13 protein-coding genes are annotated in these 15967 nt (G+C 60.4%); 10 read left to right on the plus strand and 3 right to left on the minus strand.

From position 1 onward, the window contains the following. Positions 1–70: 70 nt before the first annotated feature. Genes AC24GY_RS03245 through AC24GY_RS03270 form a run of 6 tightly spaced genes read left to right on the plus strand, consistent with a single transcriptional unit; the run spans position 71 to position 8818 of the window. Positions 71–1711 carry a hypothetical protein gene (locus tag AC24GY_RS03245; protein WP_487680245.1) on the plus strand — a complete coding sequence of 547 codons (1641 nt, stop codon included), beginning with the start codon at positions 71–73 and terminating at the stop codon, positions 1709–1711. Between the two features lie 56 nt (positions 1712–1767). Continuing rightward, on the plus strand, positions 1768–2748 hold the full coding sequence (locus tag AC24GY_RS03250) for an AAA family ATPase (protein ID WP_487680247.1): 981 nt from the start codon (positions 1768–1770) through the stop codon (positions 2746–2748). Next, a complete protein-coding gene (locus AC24GY_RS03255) occupies positions 2745–3611 on the plus strand; it encodes a DUF58 domain-containing protein (protein ID WP_487680249.1) in 867 nt (288 codons plus the stop codon). The genes AC24GY_RS03250 and AC24GY_RS03255 overlap by 4 nt, the downstream gene beginning before the upstream one ends. Beyond that, a complete protein-coding gene (locus AC24GY_RS03260; RefSeq protein WP_487680251.1) occupies positions 3608–5317 on the plus strand; it encodes a vWA domain-containing protein in 1710 nt (569 codons plus the stop codon). Before AC24GY_RS03255 ends, AC24GY_RS03260 begins: the two co-directional genes overlap by 4 nt. Further along, complete coding sequence (locus AC24GY_RS03265; protein WP_487680253.1) at positions 5314–7821, plus strand: VWA domain-containing protein; 2508 nt, start codon at positions 5314–5316, stop codon at positions 7819–7821. Before AC24GY_RS03260 ends, AC24GY_RS03265 begins: the two co-directional genes overlap by 4 nt. Positions 7822–7861: 40 nt before the next feature. Next, positions 7862–8818 (plus strand): D-2-hydroxyacid dehydrogenase, encoded by a 957-nt coding sequence (locus tag AC24GY_RS03270; RefSeq protein WP_487680255.1) that lies wholly within the window; start codon positions 7862–7864, stop codon positions 8816–8818. A gap of 50 nt (positions 8819–8868) precedes the next feature. On the opposite strand, the gene AC24GY_RS03275 is transcribed toward AC24GY_RS03270, so the two are convergent. Continuing rightward, entirely contained in the window at positions 8869–9105 is a 237-nt protein-coding gene (locus AC24GY_RS03275) for a hypothetical protein (RefSeq protein WP_422321975.1), read from the minus strand. Between the two features lie 50 nt (positions 9106–9155). Between AC24GY_RS03275 and AC24GY_RS03280 the strand changes: the two genes are divergently transcribed. After that, complete coding sequence (locus tag AC24GY_RS03280; protein WP_487680257.1) at positions 9156–9458, plus strand: type II toxin-antitoxin system RelE/ParE family toxin; 303 nt, start codon at positions 9156–9158, stop codon at positions 9456–9458. Between the two features lie 5 nt (positions 9459–9463). Here the strand turns inward: AC24GY_RS03280 and leuB are convergent, their stop codons facing one another. After that, positions 9464–10570, minus strand: coding sequence for a 3-isopropylmalate dehydrogenase (gene leuB / locus AC24GY_RS03285; RefSeq protein WP_487680259.1), 1107 nt, complete (start codon positions 10568–10570; stop codon positions 9464–9466). Positions 10571–10860: 290 nt separating this feature from the next. Between leuB and rpsO the strand changes: the two genes are divergently transcribed. The 3 genes from rpsO (at position 10861) to AC24GY_RS03300 (ending at position 15190) form a co-directional block, all read left to right on the plus strand. Continuing rightward, entirely contained in the window at positions 10861–11121 is a 261-nt protein-coding gene (gene rpsO, locus AC24GY_RS03290) for a 30S ribosomal protein S15 (protein ID WP_397382009.1), read from the plus strand. Positions 11122–11299: 178 nt separating this feature from the next. After that, positions 11300–13450 carry a polyribonucleotide nucleotidyltransferase gene (locus AC24GY_RS03295; RefSeq protein WP_422321978.1) on the plus strand — a complete coding sequence of 717 codons (2151 nt, stop codon included), beginning with the start codon at positions 11300–11302 and terminating at the stop codon, positions 13448–13450. Positions 13451–13756: 306 nt separating this feature from the next. After that, positions 13757–15190 (plus strand): Gfo/Idh/MocA family protein, encoded by a 1434-nt coding sequence (locus tag AC24GY_RS03300; RefSeq protein ID WP_487680262.1) that lies wholly within the window; start codon positions 13757–13759, stop codon positions 15188–15190. 330 nt (positions 15191–15520) lie between these two features. On the opposite strand, the gene AC24GY_RS03305 is transcribed toward AC24GY_RS03300, so the two are convergent. Then, positions 15521–15955 (minus strand): hypothetical protein, encoded by a 435-nt coding sequence (locus AC24GY_RS03305; RefSeq protein WP_487680264.1) that lies wholly within the window; start codon positions 15953–15955, stop codon positions 15521–15523. Positions 15956–15967: the final 12 nt, after the last annotated feature.

Consider the following 15967-nt stretch of genomic DNA (forward strand, 5'->3'; position numbering starts at 1 on the left):
CTCTGGTAAAACCCTCGCAATTCCGCACGCAATGCCTGCTCACGATCGAATCCTCGCGTTTCTGTCAGCTGTGAAAGCACGTTTAGATCTCGCCTGGCTCGTCCGGGCGTTCTGCGGCTCTCTACTCGTCATCGGCTCCGCTCTTTGCCTGTGGTGTTTGGTTTGGGTGCTCCGTGGTTACGCGGTGCCCGCCAGCGGTTACATCGCGGCGGCAGTCGCCCTGCCCATCATGGCCTTGGCCGCCTGGTTGTTTGGCCGCGCTTCACAGCGCAAAGCCGCCCGGATTGCCGATGAACACTTCGATCTCAAAGACGCCATCAGTTCCCATCTGGGGTTCAGTGACGAGCATCGCGAGGGCGAATTCATCGCCCTGCAGGCCGAGGCCACCGCTGTGCGCGTGCAGGCGCTTTCCCCTCGCAGCATTCCAGTGCAGTGGCCGCGGCGCATGCTCACCATCGCTGGTGTCCTGCTTCTGTCCTGCTTCGTCATGGGCTTCAAAAAAGATTCCCCCATCGTGGTCGAACGCCTCGCGCTGGAAACCGAGACCCTCAGCAAGAGCGAAGAGATCAACAAGGAGCTCGAAAAGGAGGTCGAGGAACTTCTCAAAACCGCCAGCGATGAAGAAAAGGAACTCCTGCATCCCGACGAGTGGCGCCACTGGGTCAAGGAACTGCGCGAGACCAAAGACCGCAAAGAGGCGATGCGTCAGTACGCCGAACTTGAGCGCAAGCTCACCGAAGCCGCCCAAAAACTCAGCCAGCGCGACACCGAGCAGCTTCTCGCCAAGGCCGCGCAGGAAATGAAACAGACCGCCGAGCTCAAGCCCATCTCCAAATCGCTCGAAGAACAAAACTACCGGCATGCCGCCGAGCAGCTGCGCCAGATGAAGCTCCAGGCCGATGTCCGCAAACCCGACGAAGCCCAGAAGGAACTCGCCCGGCTCAAGTCCGCCTCCCAGCGCATGGCCGCCGCCGCGCGCAACTTCCAGCAGCGCACCGGCCAGCAGGGCAATCAAGGCAAAGGCAATCAGTCCCAGTCCAGCCAGAACCAGAACGCGCAGCAAAGCGGTCAAAACCAGCAGCAGTCCCAAGGCCAGCAAGGCAGCCAGGGGCAGCAGAGTATGGATCAGCAGATGACCGCCCTGGAGCAGTCCGTGCAGAATCTGGAGCAGCAGCTCCAGCAACAGCAGCAGAACCCCAGTCAAAATCAAAGCCAGTGTCAGTCCTGCCAGAACCAGGCCAATCAAGCTCTGCAGAACCTTACGCAAAGCATGTGCCAGTCCTCCGCCAAGCGCGACATGATGAAGAAACTCCTCTCGCTCGGCCAGTGCACCAGCAAATGCCAGGGCTTCATGTGCGACAAGGAATGCCAGAGCCTAAGTCAGTGCATCAAACCCGGCGGCAAAAAGGCCGGTTCCGGCACCGTCGAAAGCCGCCGTGCTGAAAGCGACGCCACTCAGGACAATGGCAATCGCGATCAGCTCACCGGCCAGAAAGGCAGCGGCCCCAGCAACACCAGCATCGAGTCCGCCGACAGCGGCAGCGGCCGCGCCACCCGCACCGCCACGCTTCAGGAAAAAGCCTTCCAGCGCCAGGTCGAAAGTTTCATCCAGCGCGAAGACGTGCCCTCCGAAGTCAAAGAAGGCGTCAAAGAATACTTCAAAGGCATCCAGCAGGTCGGCAACGAAACGACCCCTCCAGCCGCCAAGTGAAGTAGTTCATATCCGTTGGCCATTGGCTCACCACCCACTCACCACACTCTAATCTCATGCCCGAAACTCCCGTTGCTGTTGTTCACTTCAAGGAAACGTTCGAGAAACTCAGAGCTGAAGTTGCAAAATTCATCGTCGGACAGCAGGACATCATTGAGCAGGTGCTCAGTGCCGTCATCTGCGGTGGCCATGTCCTGCTCGAAGGCGTTCCCGGCCTCGGCAAAACCGCGTTGGTGAACACGCTCGCCAAGGCACTTCACCTCAAATTCCAACGCATCCAGTTCACGCCTGACTTGTTGCCCGCAGATATCGTCGGCACTCAAATCCTCGTCGAACGCGGCGGGCAAAAAGTCTTCGAGTTCCAGCAGGGCCCCGTCTTTTGCAACGTGCTGCTCGCCGACGAAATCAACCGCGCCACGCCCAAGACGCAGTCAGCCCTGCTCGAAACCATGCAGGAAAAACGCGTCACTGTAGCCGGCACTTCGCACAATCTAGGCTCTCCCTTCTTCGTCCTTGCCACGCAGAACCCCATCGAGCAGGACGGCACCTACCCGCTTCCCGAAGCCCAGCTCGACCGCTTCTTCTTCAAACTTTACGTGCCCGTCCCCAGCCATGGTGACTTCATCGAAATCCTCAACCGCACCGGCGGCAAATCCTCCCCGGAAATCAACGCCGTCGCTACCGGCGATGACATCCTGCAAATGGGCCAGGTCGTTCGCGAAGTTCCTCTCGAGGCCAGCGTGCAGGACTACCTCGTCAAAATCGTTCGCGCCACCCATCCCACCGATGTGAATGCCACCGATCGCGTGAAAAAATACGTGCGCCACGGCTCCTCGCCACGCGGTGCCCAGACCATCCTCGCCGCCGCCCGCGTGCGCGCTCTCCTCGATGGCCGCTACCACGTCGCCCGTGAAGACATCGCCAAAGCCGCCACTCCCGCTCTCCGTCACCGCATACTCCTCTCCTTCGAAGGCGAGGCCGAAGGCGTGAAGACCGACGAAGTCATCGCTGACGTGATCGAAAAGGTGAAGGCATGACCCTGACCGATCCAGCCTTCATCCGCCGCCTCGAATCCCTCTACTTGCTAGCACGCAAGATCCTGGGCGGTTCGTTGCAGTCGGATCGTCGCAGCACGAAAAAAGGCGCAGGCATCACCTTCGCCGATTACGCCCAGTACTCCCTCGGCGATGACTACCGCAGCATCGACTGGCGCGTTTATGCCAAGTTCGAGTCACTGCTCATCAAGCTCTTCGAACTGGAGGAAGACGCCACCATCTACCTCCTCATCGATTGCAGCCCCTCCATGGCCTCCAAGCACGCCTACGCCAAGCAGCTCGCCGCCGCTCTGGGTTACATCGCGCTCAACACCCTGGACCGTCTCGCCGTTTACGGTCTCGCAGACCGCTTGCAGCCCTTGTTCGAACTCTCGCGCGGCCGCAATCAAGTCATCCCACTTTTGCGCTCATTGGAGGCTGCGCAAACCTTCGGCGGCAAGACCGATCTCAACGCCTGCGCCCGCGAATTCGAAGCCCGTCACCGTCGCAAAGGCCTCGTCTGCGTCATCTCGGACTTCCTTCTCCCCGGTGGCTATGAGGAAGGCCTCAGCCGCCTGCAATGGCACAAGCACGAAGTCTTCTGCCTGCAAACACTCGACGACAACGACCTCCGCTGCGAGTGGAAAGGGGACGTCACTCTCGAATGCGTCGAAACCGGCCGCAGCGAACGCGTCACCATCTCCCCGCGCGAAGCCAAGCTTTACGAAGACGCCGTGGCCGAATGGAACCTCGGTCTGAAGCAGGCCTGCGCCAAACGCGGCCTCGGCTTTCTCTCTACCAACACCGACGTGTCGTTTGAGTCCGTCATCACAGACCTGCTGCGTCGCGGAGGTCTCGTCACATGACCTTCCTCGCCCCGGCATTTCTCTGGACCCTGGCGGCCCTCGCACCGCTCGCGGCCATCTATTTCCTCAAAGTTCGACCGCGCAAAAAGCCGGTCACCGCCTTCTTCCTCTGGCAGAAGATTTTCACCGAGAAGAAAGCCTCCGCTCTCTTCAAACGCCTGCGCGATGTCTTCTCCCTGCTGCTCATGGCCCTCGCCTTTGCCGCCATCGCTTTCGCCTTGGCGGAGCCAGACTTCGCCGGAGATGAACGCAAGGACCTCCTCATCGTCGTGGATCATTCCGCCTCCATGTCCGCCAAAGACGGCACCACCACGCGCCTCGAAAAAGCCAAGCAGCGCGCACGTGATCTCATCGCCGGCATGAACGGAACCCAGCGCGCCGCAGTCGCTTCTTTTGCCGAAGTGACGCGCATGCTCGAACATCCAACGCGTCATCGCAAAGCCCTGCTGGAAGCCGTGGACTCCATCCAGCCCACCGAACTCCCATCCCGCGTCGAAGCCCTGCGCGCGCTCCAACCCGGCGACGAATGGATGAAGGACACTCGCGTGCTGCTCATCACCGACGGCTGCCTCGATGCCCCCGACCGTCTTCCCAACGTCGAAGTGCTGCGCATCACCGACGCCGCAAAAAACATCGGCATCGCTCGCGCTGATCTCCGCAGCGTACCCGGCGGCCCCGCTCGTCTCGGCCTCTTCATCCTGCCCGTCTCCTCCTTCACCGAGCCTGTGAAAACCGACATCACCCTCATGCATGTCGATTCCAACAAGCTGGTCAAAATCATCCCAGTGACCTTGCTACCCGGAGAAAACGCCGCCGTCACCCTCACTCTCGACGATGCCCCCTCCGGCCGCTGGAAAGCCACGCTCGGTCTGGACGATGCCCTGGAAAGCGACAACTCTGCCTTCCTCTACGTCCCACCTCGCCAGCCCGTGCCCGTCGGTGTCATGGCAGACGATCCCTTCTTCTTCCAAAACGCCGTCAGCGCCTTCGAGCGCAGCGATCAACTCCTCTCCCTCGCGCAGGACACCAAGACCGCCCAGCTCATGCTCAGCAAAGGCAAAGTTCCCGCCGAGATCAGCACCGTGGTGTTCCAGCCTGCCGGCGAATCCACCGTATGGTCCAAAGTCGGCAACGAAATCGCCGCACCCGTCCCCAAGGTCCTCGCCAAAGATCATCCTCTGCTCCGCTATCTGGACGCCGAAACCATGACCTTCGCCGGTGCCCGTCAAATCACCGCCCCCACCGGTGCAGTCGTTCTCGTCGCTGACGAATCCGGCCCACCCTTGATCTATCTCATGCGCCAGGGCGCTCAAACCGTCTGCGTCGTAAATCTCGATCCACTCGCCGCTCAATTCTATCTCAGCGCCTGGTTCCCCGTCCTCATTCACAACGCCGCCGCGCATCTCACCCATCGCGAAGACATGCCTCCTGCCACGCTGCCCACCGGCTCCAGCGCACGCGTCCCCGGTCGCGCCGATCCCACCCCTTACGGCCCCATGCTGACCTCCGGTTTCCACGAAACCGACTCATGGACCTTCGCCACCTCACTCGTCTCACCCGAAGAAAGCCTCCTCAAAAACGACACTCTCAAAGAAAGCGTCAAGCCCATCGCCAGCGGTGAAGCCCCCAGCTACTGGCTCCTCGTCCTCGCCCTCGGCGTCCTCGTCGGCGAGTCCATCCTTTACGACAGGAGGAAGGTCGGATGAGCTTCACCACCTTCACCCCTCTCCTCTGGCTCCTCCTGCTCCTCATCGCAGGCTACGGATACTGGCGCTCCCTCGTTGATCGCCCCTCAGGCCTGAAGATCACCTCCTTCGCCCTCCGCGTCCTCGGCGTCATCCTCCTCGCCCTCGCCCTATGTCAGCCGTACGCAGGCGAGGAGACGGACGAAGCCCACGTCGTCTTCCTCGTGGACGTCTCCCAATCCGTCGATCTTGAATCAGCCAAAGACGCTCTCAAACAAATCGAGGCCGGCTTGAAAGCTCTGCGTCCTCAAGACACCCACTCCCTCTTCGCCATGGCCAACGGCCTGCGCGACAAAAAGTTCCCCGACTTCACCAAGATGCTCGACGACTGGACCAAAGGCGTCGCAGACGATGCCTTCCGTTCTCACACCCGCCTCGGTGATTCCTTGCTCGCCGCCCGACTCGCATTTCCAGCAGGCAAAGCCAAACGCCTCATCATCTTCAGCGACGGCATCGACACCGAGAACGGCGTTGACGCAGCCCTCGAACAACTCCGCCACGAAGACGTGGACGTAAAATTCGCCACCCTCAAAACCCTCAGCGAACCCGAAGCCGCTCTCGTCAGTCTCGAAAGCACCTCTCCCTTCGCATTCCATGGCGAAGTCCTGCGCCTCACCGCGCGCGTCATGGCCAATCAGCCCATGAATTCCCGCGTCCGCCTCCTCAACAAAGGCGTCGCCGTGCAGGAGAAAACCGTCGCTCTCAAGCCCGGCGAAGATGCCAAAGTCTGGTTCGACACCGAAATGACCACTCCAGGCCCCAGCGTCTGGAGCGCCGAAATCATCCCCGAGCGCGATCACTTCCCCATCAACAATCAGGCCACCACCACCATCACCGTCCGTGGCAAGCCCCGCATCCTCGTCATCCATCAGGACGAGAAAAAGATGCGCCCCTTCATCCGCGCCCTCAAAGAGCAGGACTTCGATGTCGATCTTCGCGGCAAGCGCGGTCTCCCTGAAGGCATGGAAGACATGCTCTCCTTCGATGCCATTGTTCTGGCAAACATGTCCGCCACCGACATGACCCCACGCCAGATGAGCCTGCTTCGCAGTTACGTCTCCGACTTCGGCGGCGGCCTTGTGATGACCGGCAGCGAGAACAGCTTCGGTCTCGGCGGCTACTACAAATCCCCCGTCGAAGAAGTCCTCCCACTCGTCTCACGTTTCGAAAAAGAAAAAGAGAAGCCCTCTCTCGCCATGGCCCTCGTCATCGACAAAAGCGGCTCCATGTCCGGCCTGCCACTTCAAATGGCCCGCCAGGCCGCCAAGAGCGCCGCCGAACTCCTCGGCCCTCAGGATCAGATCGCAGTCGTAGCCTTCGATGGCGATGCCCAAATTGTCTGCGAAATGACCCCCGCCTCACAGCAGGGAACCATCCAGGCCGCCATCGACTCCATCGCCGAAGGCGGCGGCACCTTCATGTACACCGGCATGGTGGCGGCAAAGGACATGCTGGAGCGCACCACCGCCAAAGTAAAACACATGATCTGCCTCACCGATGGCCAAACTCAAGAAGCAGACCACATGGGCCTCGTGCAGCAGCTCGTGGACAGCGGCGTCACCGTCTCCACCGTTGGCCTCGGCGAAGGCGCTGCGCGTGAACTGCTCGCGCAAATCGCCGAAGCCGGCAAAGGCCGCTATTACGAAAGCAACGATCCCGCAACACTCCCGCAGATCTTCACCAAAGAGACCACTCAAGCCTCCAAGAGCGCCGTGCAGGAAGGCGTCTTCACCCACATCGGCATCACCGAGCATCCCATGCTCGCAGGCTACGAAGCCGAAGGCCTCCCCGTCGTGCTCGGCTACGTCATGACGGAAGCCAAGCCCGCAGCCCAGGTGCTCCTCGGCGCAGAAAATGGCGATCCCCTCCTCGCCGTCGGCCGCTTCGGCCTCGGCATCGGTCTCGCCTACACCGGTGACCTCACCGAAATCTGGGGCGGCGAATGGCTCGCCTGGGACGGCTGCGGCCGCTTCTGGGCCCAGGTGCTGCGCGGAGCTCTTCGCAAAGCTGATGTCGAAGGCATGGAATCACGCGGCGAAATCCGCGACGGCGCATGGATCATGAAAATAGACCGCCGTGGCGACGACGGCGCTCCCGTCTCCGGCATCCATTGGAATGCCCAATCGCTCGATGAAAACGGCAACACCCAGGACGTCACCATCCGCGAAACCGGCCTCGGTCGCTATGAAGCCCGCATCCCCATCGGCACGCGCAAGCACCTCAGCCTCCGCATGCATGACCGCGATCACGACAAGCTCGAAGTAAAGCACTACCAGGCACCCTATCCCGCCGAATACCGCCTCAATGGCAAAACGCCGGAAAGCCTGCTCGCCCTCGCCAAATACGACACCGCCACCATCACCGCCGGACTCGCGCCCGCAAAACAGCTCCAGCCTGTCGGCCACTGGTTCGCCTGGAGCGCTCTGGGAATGCTGCTCGGCGGCATTCTCCTGCGGCGAATTTGAGTGGAGCACCGCCAAATCGTCGGCATAGGGTCTCCCGCTCATGAAAATCGTTCTTCTCGACGCCCACACCGCAAACCCTGGCGACCTCTCCTGGCAGCCCCTCGAAGCCATCGCCGCCTGCGAGGTGCATCCACGCACACCGCTGGATCAAACCATCGCCCGCTGCGCCGGAGCCGAGATCGTCATCACCAACAAAGCCCCTCTCACCCGCGAAATCATCGCGGCGCTGCCAGATTTGAAATACATCGGCGTCACCGCCACCGGCTTCAACATCGTCGATGTCGTCGCAGCCAAAGAGCACGGCATCGTCGTCACCAATGTCCCCGGCTACAGCACCCCCGCCGTCGCACAGCACGTCATCGCCCTCATGCTGGAAATGACCAATCACGTCGGCCACGCATCAAAGAGCGTGGAAGCCGGCGGCTGGGTCAAATGCCCCGATTTCGCGTATTGGGATCACCCCATCATCGAACTCTCCGGCCGCACCCTCGGCATCATCGGCTACGGAGAAATCGGCAGCGCCGTCGCGCGCATCGCCGTCGCCTTCGGCATGAAGGTCCTCGCCTCCAAGCGCACTTGGAAAGAAACCCCTCCTGCCGGTGTCACCGCCGCCGAAATCGACGACATCTTCCGCCAGTCCGACGTCATCAGCCTTCACTGCCCGCTGACCGATGCCACCAAGCACCTCGTCGGCGAGCGCACGCTCAATCTGATGAAACGCGAAGCCATGATCATCAACACCGGTCGCGGCCCTCTCGTCGATGAACCCGCATTGGCAAAAGCCCTCAACGAAAGCCGCATCGCCGGTGCCGGACTCGACGTCCTCTCCGTTGAACCCGCCAAAGCTGACAACCCGCTCCTCACCGCCAAAAACTGCCTCATCACTCCTCACGTCGCCTGGGCCAGCCGCGAATCCCGCGCCCGCCTCATCGACATCACCGCCGCAAACCTGAAATCCTTCCTCGCTGGCAAGCCTGTAAACGTGGTGAATGGATAGCAGCGCTGGCGTGCGGTGGATCTTGACCCTGATCACTGGAACGAGTATTCTCAACCATGACCCAGCTTGCCGTCAACGTGCCTGTGGAACTCGGCGATTTCATCCAAGCGTCCGTCGCTGCGGGTGATTTTGCCGGGCCAAATGAACTTGTTGCCCAGGCTCTCTATTCGTTTCGCGATCAGCACGAGCTTGATCGCATCAAACTCGAGCGCCTCCGCAAGGACATCCAGGTTGGCATAGATCAAATCGAACGAGGCGAGGTCGTGACTGACTTTGATGTCGATCATTTCCTGAGTGAAATGAAATCTCGGCGTCAACTCTCACAGGCCACTGCGTAATGCCACTGCAGGCCATCCGCTCGCACCAGAGCATCCTCGATTTGGAGGAAATCTGGAGTTACATCGCGCAGGACAGTGAATTGCATGCAGATCGCTGGATTATCAAACTCAATGAACACATGCTGCATCTCGCAGCTCACAATGGTCTCGGGCGTCCACGCCCCGAGCTTGCTGCCGGATTACGCAGTTCGCCGCTCAAGGATTATGTTGTCTTCTACCGGTCTCTTGGCGAGACCGGTATTGAAGTCATTCGTGTACTGCATTCCTCGCGCGACATCCGGCCGGAATTCTTCGGCGGATAATCACCTCAAAGCGCCGCAATAATCGCTTCGCCAATCTCCTTCGTGTTCACCTTCTTCGTGCCAGGAGCACCGCTGAAGATGTCACCAGTGCGCAGGCCGCTGTCGATGACCTTCTTCACCGCCGACTCAATGCTCGAAGCCTCGGCTTCCAGCCCAAGCGAGAAGCGCAGCAGCAGCGCCACCGAAAGAATCTGCGCGATCGGATTCGCAATGCCCATGCCCGCGATGTCCGGAGCTGTACCACCGGAAGGCTCAAACAGACCGAAGTAAAGCCCGTCACCCTTTGGCTTGCCAAGGCTTGCACTGGCCAGCATCCCAAGCGAGCCGGCGATCATCGCCATCTCATCGCTGAGGATGTCACCAAACAGGTTTTCCGTCACCAGCACGTCAAAGCTCCGCGGAGCCTTGATCAGCTGCATCGCGGCATTGTCCACATAGAGGTGGGCCAGCGTCACATCCGGATATTCCTTGGCCACTTCCACCATCGTCTCGCGCCAGAGCACGGAGTTGGTCAGCACGTTGGCCTTATCCACGCTGGTCACATGCTTGCGGCGCAGTTGCGCCGCCTTGAAAGCCACATGAGCGATCCGCACGATCTCGCTCTTCTTATAAACCATCGTGTCGATCACCTCGATGTCGCCATCTGGCAGCGTCGTGCGGCTCTTCGGCTGGCCAAAGTACATGCCGCCGGTCAGCTCACGCACACAGAGCACATCGAATCCACCTTCCACCAGATCCGGACGGATTGGCGAAGAAGAAGTCAGGGCAGGGTAGCAGATCCCAGGTCGCAGGTTGGCAAAGAGGCCAAAATGCTTGCGCAGCGGCAGCAGCGCACCGCGCTCAGGCTGCTCATTGGGCGGCAACTTTTCCCATTTAGGACCCCCGACAGAGCCAAACAGGATGGCGTCGCTCGCTTCACATGCGGCGATGGTTTCGGGTGGAAGAGCCTTGCCCACGGCATCAATGGCCGCACCACCGACAAGCTGGTGGTTGTAGTTAAATTGAAGGCCGGAGCGGGCTGCGACGGCGTCGAGGACTTTGAGTGCCTCGGCCATGACTTCAGGGCCGATGCCATCTCCGGGGAGGACTGCGAGGTTGTACGTACGTGACATGAATGGTGGGGAAGGGGGGCTTTTAGTGGATGCGAATCCCCCCGCTGGCAAGTGGCCTGAAAATACCTGCCGCCAAATTCTGGAGTTTGGAGCCCCCTCCCAGCTCCGGCCAACCACCGTCAATAATCGTTAACCACTGTAAACAACCGTAAACTCCCCCGGCAAACCGCAAACTTCCCCATCTTCCCTCAAACTTCCTCTTGCCAAAAAGAGCGTTTATGGTTCCTTCGCGGCCCCACATCCCAGATTATCCCACCGCCTGACAAGTTGTCCGGCCATTAAAACGAACCATGAGCGAAGCAACCACCATCGATTCCACCTCCTTCAAGATCCACGAAAAAGACACCGGCAGCGCCGACGTCCAGGTGGCCCTCTTGACGAAGCGAATCAACGATTTGACGCAGCACCTTGGCACGCATCAGAAAGATCACTCCACACGTCGCGGTCTTCTTCAGATGGTCGCACGTCGTCGCAAGCTGCTTGATTACCTCAAGCTGACCGCCAACGAGCGCTACCAGAAGCTGCTCAAGAGCCTCAGTCTCCGCCGCTAACAGAATTTCACGAGGGGGTGATGTCACGAACATCGCCCCCTTTTTTCTGTTGCAGGCTTCTACACGCATGTCGGCACAGCCGATGTTCATGCTGCATGGTACGCATTGCCGTACCACCGTCGGGCTGAAGCCTGGATGATATTTTCACCCAAACCAAACAAACAACACAAGCCAACCTATGGCCATTCATACACAAAAAATCCAGCTCGGTGCTGGTACCCTCGAAATCGAAACCGGCAAGTTTGCCAAGCTTGCTGACGGCGCCGTTACCGTGCGTCTCGGCGATACCATCGTCCTCGTCACCGCTGTCTCCGCGACGAAAGTCAAAGAAGGCCAGGACTTCTTCCCTCTCTCCGTTGAGTACAAGGAAAAAGCCTCCGCAGCAGGCCGCTTCCCCGGCGGTTACTTCAAGCGCGAAGGCCGCCCTACGGAAAAGGAAATCCTCACCTGCCGCATGACGGATCGCCCATTGCGTCCGCTCTTCCCGAAAGGCTACTACTACGACACCCAGGTCGTCGCCATCCTCCTCAGCGCTGACGGCGAAAACGATCCGGACATCTGCGCCATGAACGGCGCTTCCGCCGCTCTTTGCGTGTCGGACATCCCCTTCGCAGGCCCGGTCGGTGCCGTCCGTATCGGCCGCATCAATGGTGAGTTCGTCGTGAACCCCACCCAGAGCCAGCGCCTCGACAGCGACCTCGACCTCGTCTACGTCGGCAACAAGACCGAAGTCGTCATGATCGAAGGCGCCGCCAACGAACTCCCAGAAGCCGAGTTCGTCAAAGCCCTCCACTTCGCCCAGGCTGAAGTCGCCAAGCTCGTCGTCGCCCAGGAAGAACTCACCAAGCTCGCCGGTAAGGCCAAGCGCGAAGTTCCTCTGATGCTCGTCAAAGACGAACTCCTCGAAATCGCCTACGCAGTCGCTGGCGATCGCATCGAAGGCGCTCTCTACACCCCTTCCAAAGTGGCTCGCGGCAAAGCCGTCGGCGCTCTCAAGGACGAAGTCGCTGAAGCCATCAAGGCCAAGTTCCCGGAAGCCACCGGCTTCGAAGTCAGCCAGGCTTTTGACTACCTCCAGAAGAAAGCCTTCCGCATCTCCATCCTCGACAAGAAGAACCGTTGCGACGGCCGCGGCATCGATCAGCTCCGCCAGCTTTCCGGCGAAGCCTCCGTGCTTCCCCGCACTCACGGTTCCGCCAGCTTCACCCGTGGCGAAACGATGGCTCTCTCCATCGCCACCCTCGCTCCAGCAGACGAAGCCCAGGAAATGGACACCTACGCAGGTGGCCCGGAATCCAAGCGCTTCATCCTTCACTACAACTTTCCTCCGTTCTCCGTCGGTGAAACCGGCCGCTTCGGTGGTCAGAACCGTCGTGAAATCGGCCACGGTGCCCTCGCAGAGCGCTCCATCGAGCCTGTCATCCCAGCCAAGGAAGTCTTCCCCTACGCCATCCGCGTGAGCAGCGAAGTCATGGAGTCCAACGGCTCCACCTCCATGGCCTCCGTTTGCTCCGGCGTCATGGCCCTCCTCGATGCAGGCGTGCCGCTCAAGCGCCCCGTCGGTGGTATCAGCGTCGGTCTCGTCACCGAGTTCGAAGGCGACAACATGAAGCGCTACCTCACGATGCTCGACATCATCGGCAGCGAAGACCACTTCGGCGACATGGACTTCAAGCTTTGCGGCACCTCCGAAGGCGTCACCGGCTACCAGCTTGACCTCAAGCTCCCCGGCCTCCCTCTGAGCATCCTCGAAGAAGCCATCGTCAAGGCCAAGGAAGGCCGCACACAGGTTCTCTCCGCCATGGCCCAGGCCATCGCTGAAGTGAAGCCTCTCAGCCCGTATGCCCCGCGCATCGAGATCATCAAGATCAACCCTGACAAGATCGGTGAGCTCATCGGCCCTGGCGGCAAGAACATCAAGGCCATCCAGGCCGAGTCCGGTGCTGAGATCAGCATCGAGGACGACGGCACGGTGTACGTCTATGCCAGCCGCAAGGAAGGCATCGAGCGCGCGGTCGAAATGATCAGCGGCACCTCCCAGGAAATTGAAGTCGGCAAGCTCTACACGGGCCGCGTCGTCAGCACCACAAACTTCGGTGCCTTCATGAACCTCGGTGGCAAGAAGGACGGCCTCATCCACATCAGCGAACTCGCCGACTTCCGCGTCAACAAGACCGAAGACGTCGTCAAGACCGGCGACATCGTCACCGCCAAGTGCATCGGCATCGACGACAAGGGCCGCATCAAGATGAGCCGCAAGGCCGCCATGAAGGAGAAGGACGCCGCCGCCGCCGCTGGCGACGCCGCCCCTGCTGAAGACGTGGGCTAAGCCTCATCCGCAACAATCAAAACCACGAAGAGGCCGCAGCAATGCGGCCTCTTTTTTTGGAGCGCGGAATTTATTCCGCAGCACCCCGCAAGCCCCCCTCGCTCTTCCCCGCGCCAGAGCGAAAGATCACCGCCCGCCTCGCACTCCAGTAGCAACCGCATCCCCCCATCTCCTTGAAGAAACCCCGACATGCAGCAGCATGGCAGCAGTTCTGGCGGCCTCTTCCTCGTCGGCGGCGCCAAGTTTAAAGAAATGATTGCGTGCCGTTGATCATTCTGACAGAACTGCACTCAACCAGCCCTCACCATGACCTCACGCCGCCAGTTCATCTCCCGGTCCGCGCTCGCCTTCACCGCCCTGTCAGCCAGTCGCGTGCTCGGAGCCAATGACACCATCCGCATCGCATCCATCGGCCTCGGTGGCCAGGGCTTGGGCAATGCCGGCCGCATGGCCAAGGTCCCCGGCGTGGAAATCGCTTACCTCTGCGATCCCGACACAGCAGCTTTGGATAAAGCCAAGAAAGTTTTCCCAAATGCCAAGACCACCCAGGACCTCCGCAAGGTCATGGAGGACAAGAGCATCGACGCCGTCGTCGTCTCCACCGGCAATCACTGGCACGTCCTCGCCTCCATCTGGGCCATGCAGGCAGGCAAGGATGTGTATGTCGAGAAGCCCGTCTCTCACAACATCTGGGAAGGCCGCAAGCTCGTCGAAGCCGCACGCAAGTACAACCGCATCGTGCAAGGCGGCACCCAGCAGCGCAGCGATCCTCTGCAGGAGGAAATCAAAGCCTTCCTCGATGCCGAAACCATGGGGAAGATCAAATACGTGCGCTGCAATCACTACAGCATGCGTGCTTCCATCGGCAAACGCGCAGAGCCTCTCGCGCCGCCCGCCACGGTGGACTACGACCTCTGGCTTGGCCCTGCAAAAGATGAGCCCATCTACCGCGAAAAATTCCACTACGACTGGCATTGGAACTGGAACACCGGCAACGGCGAGATGGGCAACTGGGGCCCCCACATCCTCGATGACCTCCGCAATGTCGTCTTCCGTGACAAGGTCGCTCTGCCCAAGCGCGTCATCGCCGGCGGCGGACGTTTTGCCTGGGATGATGCCGGCGAGACTCCCAACACCCACTTCGCCTACATGGACACCGGCAGCATTCCGGTCATCGTGGATTTCCACAACCTGCCACGCCAAAAAGGAGTGAAGGCTCCCGACGTGTATCTGCGCCGCCGCACCGGCGCCTTCCTCATCATCGAATGCGAAGGCGGCTACTACACCGGCAGCCGCGGCGGCGGCACCGCCTTCGACTCCGAAGGCAAAAAGCTCCACATCTTCAAAGGCGACGGCGGCAAAAACCACGCCGCCAATTTCATCGACGCCATCCGCAGCCGCAAATCCGAGGACCTGAAAGGCGAAGTGGAAAAAATCCACTTCTCCAGCGCCTGGTGCCACCTCGCCAACAATTCCTACCGCCTCGGTCAGAAGTACAATCGCGAACAAGCCGAGGCTGCCGTGAAAGACTTCCAGCCCTGGAATGACGTCATCGCCGATTTCCACCAGCACCTCATCAAAAACGAACTCGATGCCTCCAAGCTCGACATCAAGATGGGCCCCATGCTGGAAATCGATGTCGCCAAGGAAACCTTCATCGGTGACACCGCCACCCCCGAAGCCCTCGCCCTCCTCACCCGCGAATATCGCCCAGGCTTCGAAGTCCCGAAGGCCGTGTGATCCTCGGCTGTTTTTGAAGAGCTCTTTGCATACATAGATCTTCTGAAAAGCGCGCCATGACAGTGGCCGCTCCGCTTCACACCAGCACCAAAGGTGCTGCGGAACATAGCCCAGGGTCAGCTGAGCCTCAGCGAGGCGATCCTGGGTTTCCGCCATCAGATCCGGGAAGCAAATCCAGCACTCCGCCGCACTCCACGGCAACCAGCAGCGCTTGCAAGGCACCCCGCTTCACCACAGCGGCGGCCCTAGACTGGCCCAGTCCATCCCCACAAAAAAGAGCGTCAGGAGAAATCCCCTGACGCTCTCGCTTGATTCATGCTGAAATGACGATCATTTCGGCACCGCAGGCGCTGCCGGCGGCGTGGCCGGTGCAGCAGGAGGTGTTGGCGCAGCCGGGACTGCAGGAGCCGCAGGAGCAGCCGGTGCCGGTGCCGGTGCCGGTGCCGGTGTCAGCGCCGCCTTCGCTTTCGCAGCCGCTTCTTCCACGGCCTTCGCTGCTTCAGCAGCTTTCTTTTCCGCAGCCTGCTTGAGGGCTGCGGCTTCTTTTTCTGCGGCCACCTTCAATTCGGCAGCCTTCTTTTCAGCCGCAGCTTTGGCCAGTTCCAAGTCCTTGGCTGCAGCGTCAGCGTTCGATTTGACCGCCTCCTTCACCGCTTCTGCCGCCTTCTTCGTATCCTCGGCGGCTTTCGTTCCTTCCGGAGTCTTTTTGCAGGATGTCATGCTGCCCGCGAGCAGCCCGATCAGTATGAGATGGGTGTGTTTCATAATTTGGAAGCA

Source organism: Prosthecobacter sp. Pr1, assembly GCF_057652315.1.

Coding starts and splice junctions, on each gene's coding strand:
- AC24GY_RS03305 (WP_487680264.1), bottom strand. CDS start 15,955: ATGAAACACACCCATCTCATACTGATCGGGCTGCTCGCGGGCAGCATG.
- AC24GY_RS03265 (WP_487680253.1), top strand. CDS start 5,314: ATGAGCTTCACCACCTTCACCCCTCTCCTCTGGCTCCTCCTGCTCCTC.
- AC24GY_RS03295 (WP_422321978.1), top strand. CDS start 11,300: ATGGCCATTCATACACAAAAAATCCAGCTCGGTGCTGGTACCCTCGAA.
- AC24GY_RS03270 (WP_487680255.1), top strand. CDS start 7,862: ATGAAAATCGTTCTTCTCGACGCCCACACCGCAAACCCTGGCGACCTC.
- AC24GY_RS03250 (WP_487680247.1), top strand. CDS start 1,768: ATGCCCGAAACTCCCGTTGCTGTTGTTCACTTCAAGGAAACGTTCGAG.
- AC24GY_RS03275 (WP_422321975.1), bottom strand. CDS start 9,105: ATGATCGACATCAAAGTCAGTCACGACCTCGCCTCGTTCGATTTGATC.
- AC24GY_RS03280 (WP_487680257.1), top strand. CDS start 9,156: ATGCCACTGCAGGCCATCCGCTCGCACCAGAGCATCCTCGATTTGGAG.
- AC24GY_RS03260 (WP_487680251.1), top strand. CDS start 3,608: ATGACCTTCCTCGCCCCGGCATTTCTCTGGACCCTGGCGGCCCTCGCA.
- AC24GY_RS03300 (WP_487680262.1), top strand. CDS start 13,757: ATGACCTCACGCCGCCAGTTCATCTCCCGGTCCGCGCTCGCCTTCACC.
- leuB (WP_487680259.1), bottom strand. CDS start 10,570: ATGTCACGTACGTACAACCTCGCAGTCCTCCCCGGAGATGGCATCGGC.
- AC24GY_RS03255 (WP_487680249.1), top strand. CDS start 2,745: ATGACCCTGACCGATCCAGCCTTCATCCGCCGCCTCGAATCCCTCTAC.
- rpsO (WP_397382009.1), top strand. CDS start 10,861: ATGAGCGAAGCAACCACCATCGATTCCACCTCCTTCAAGATCCACGAA.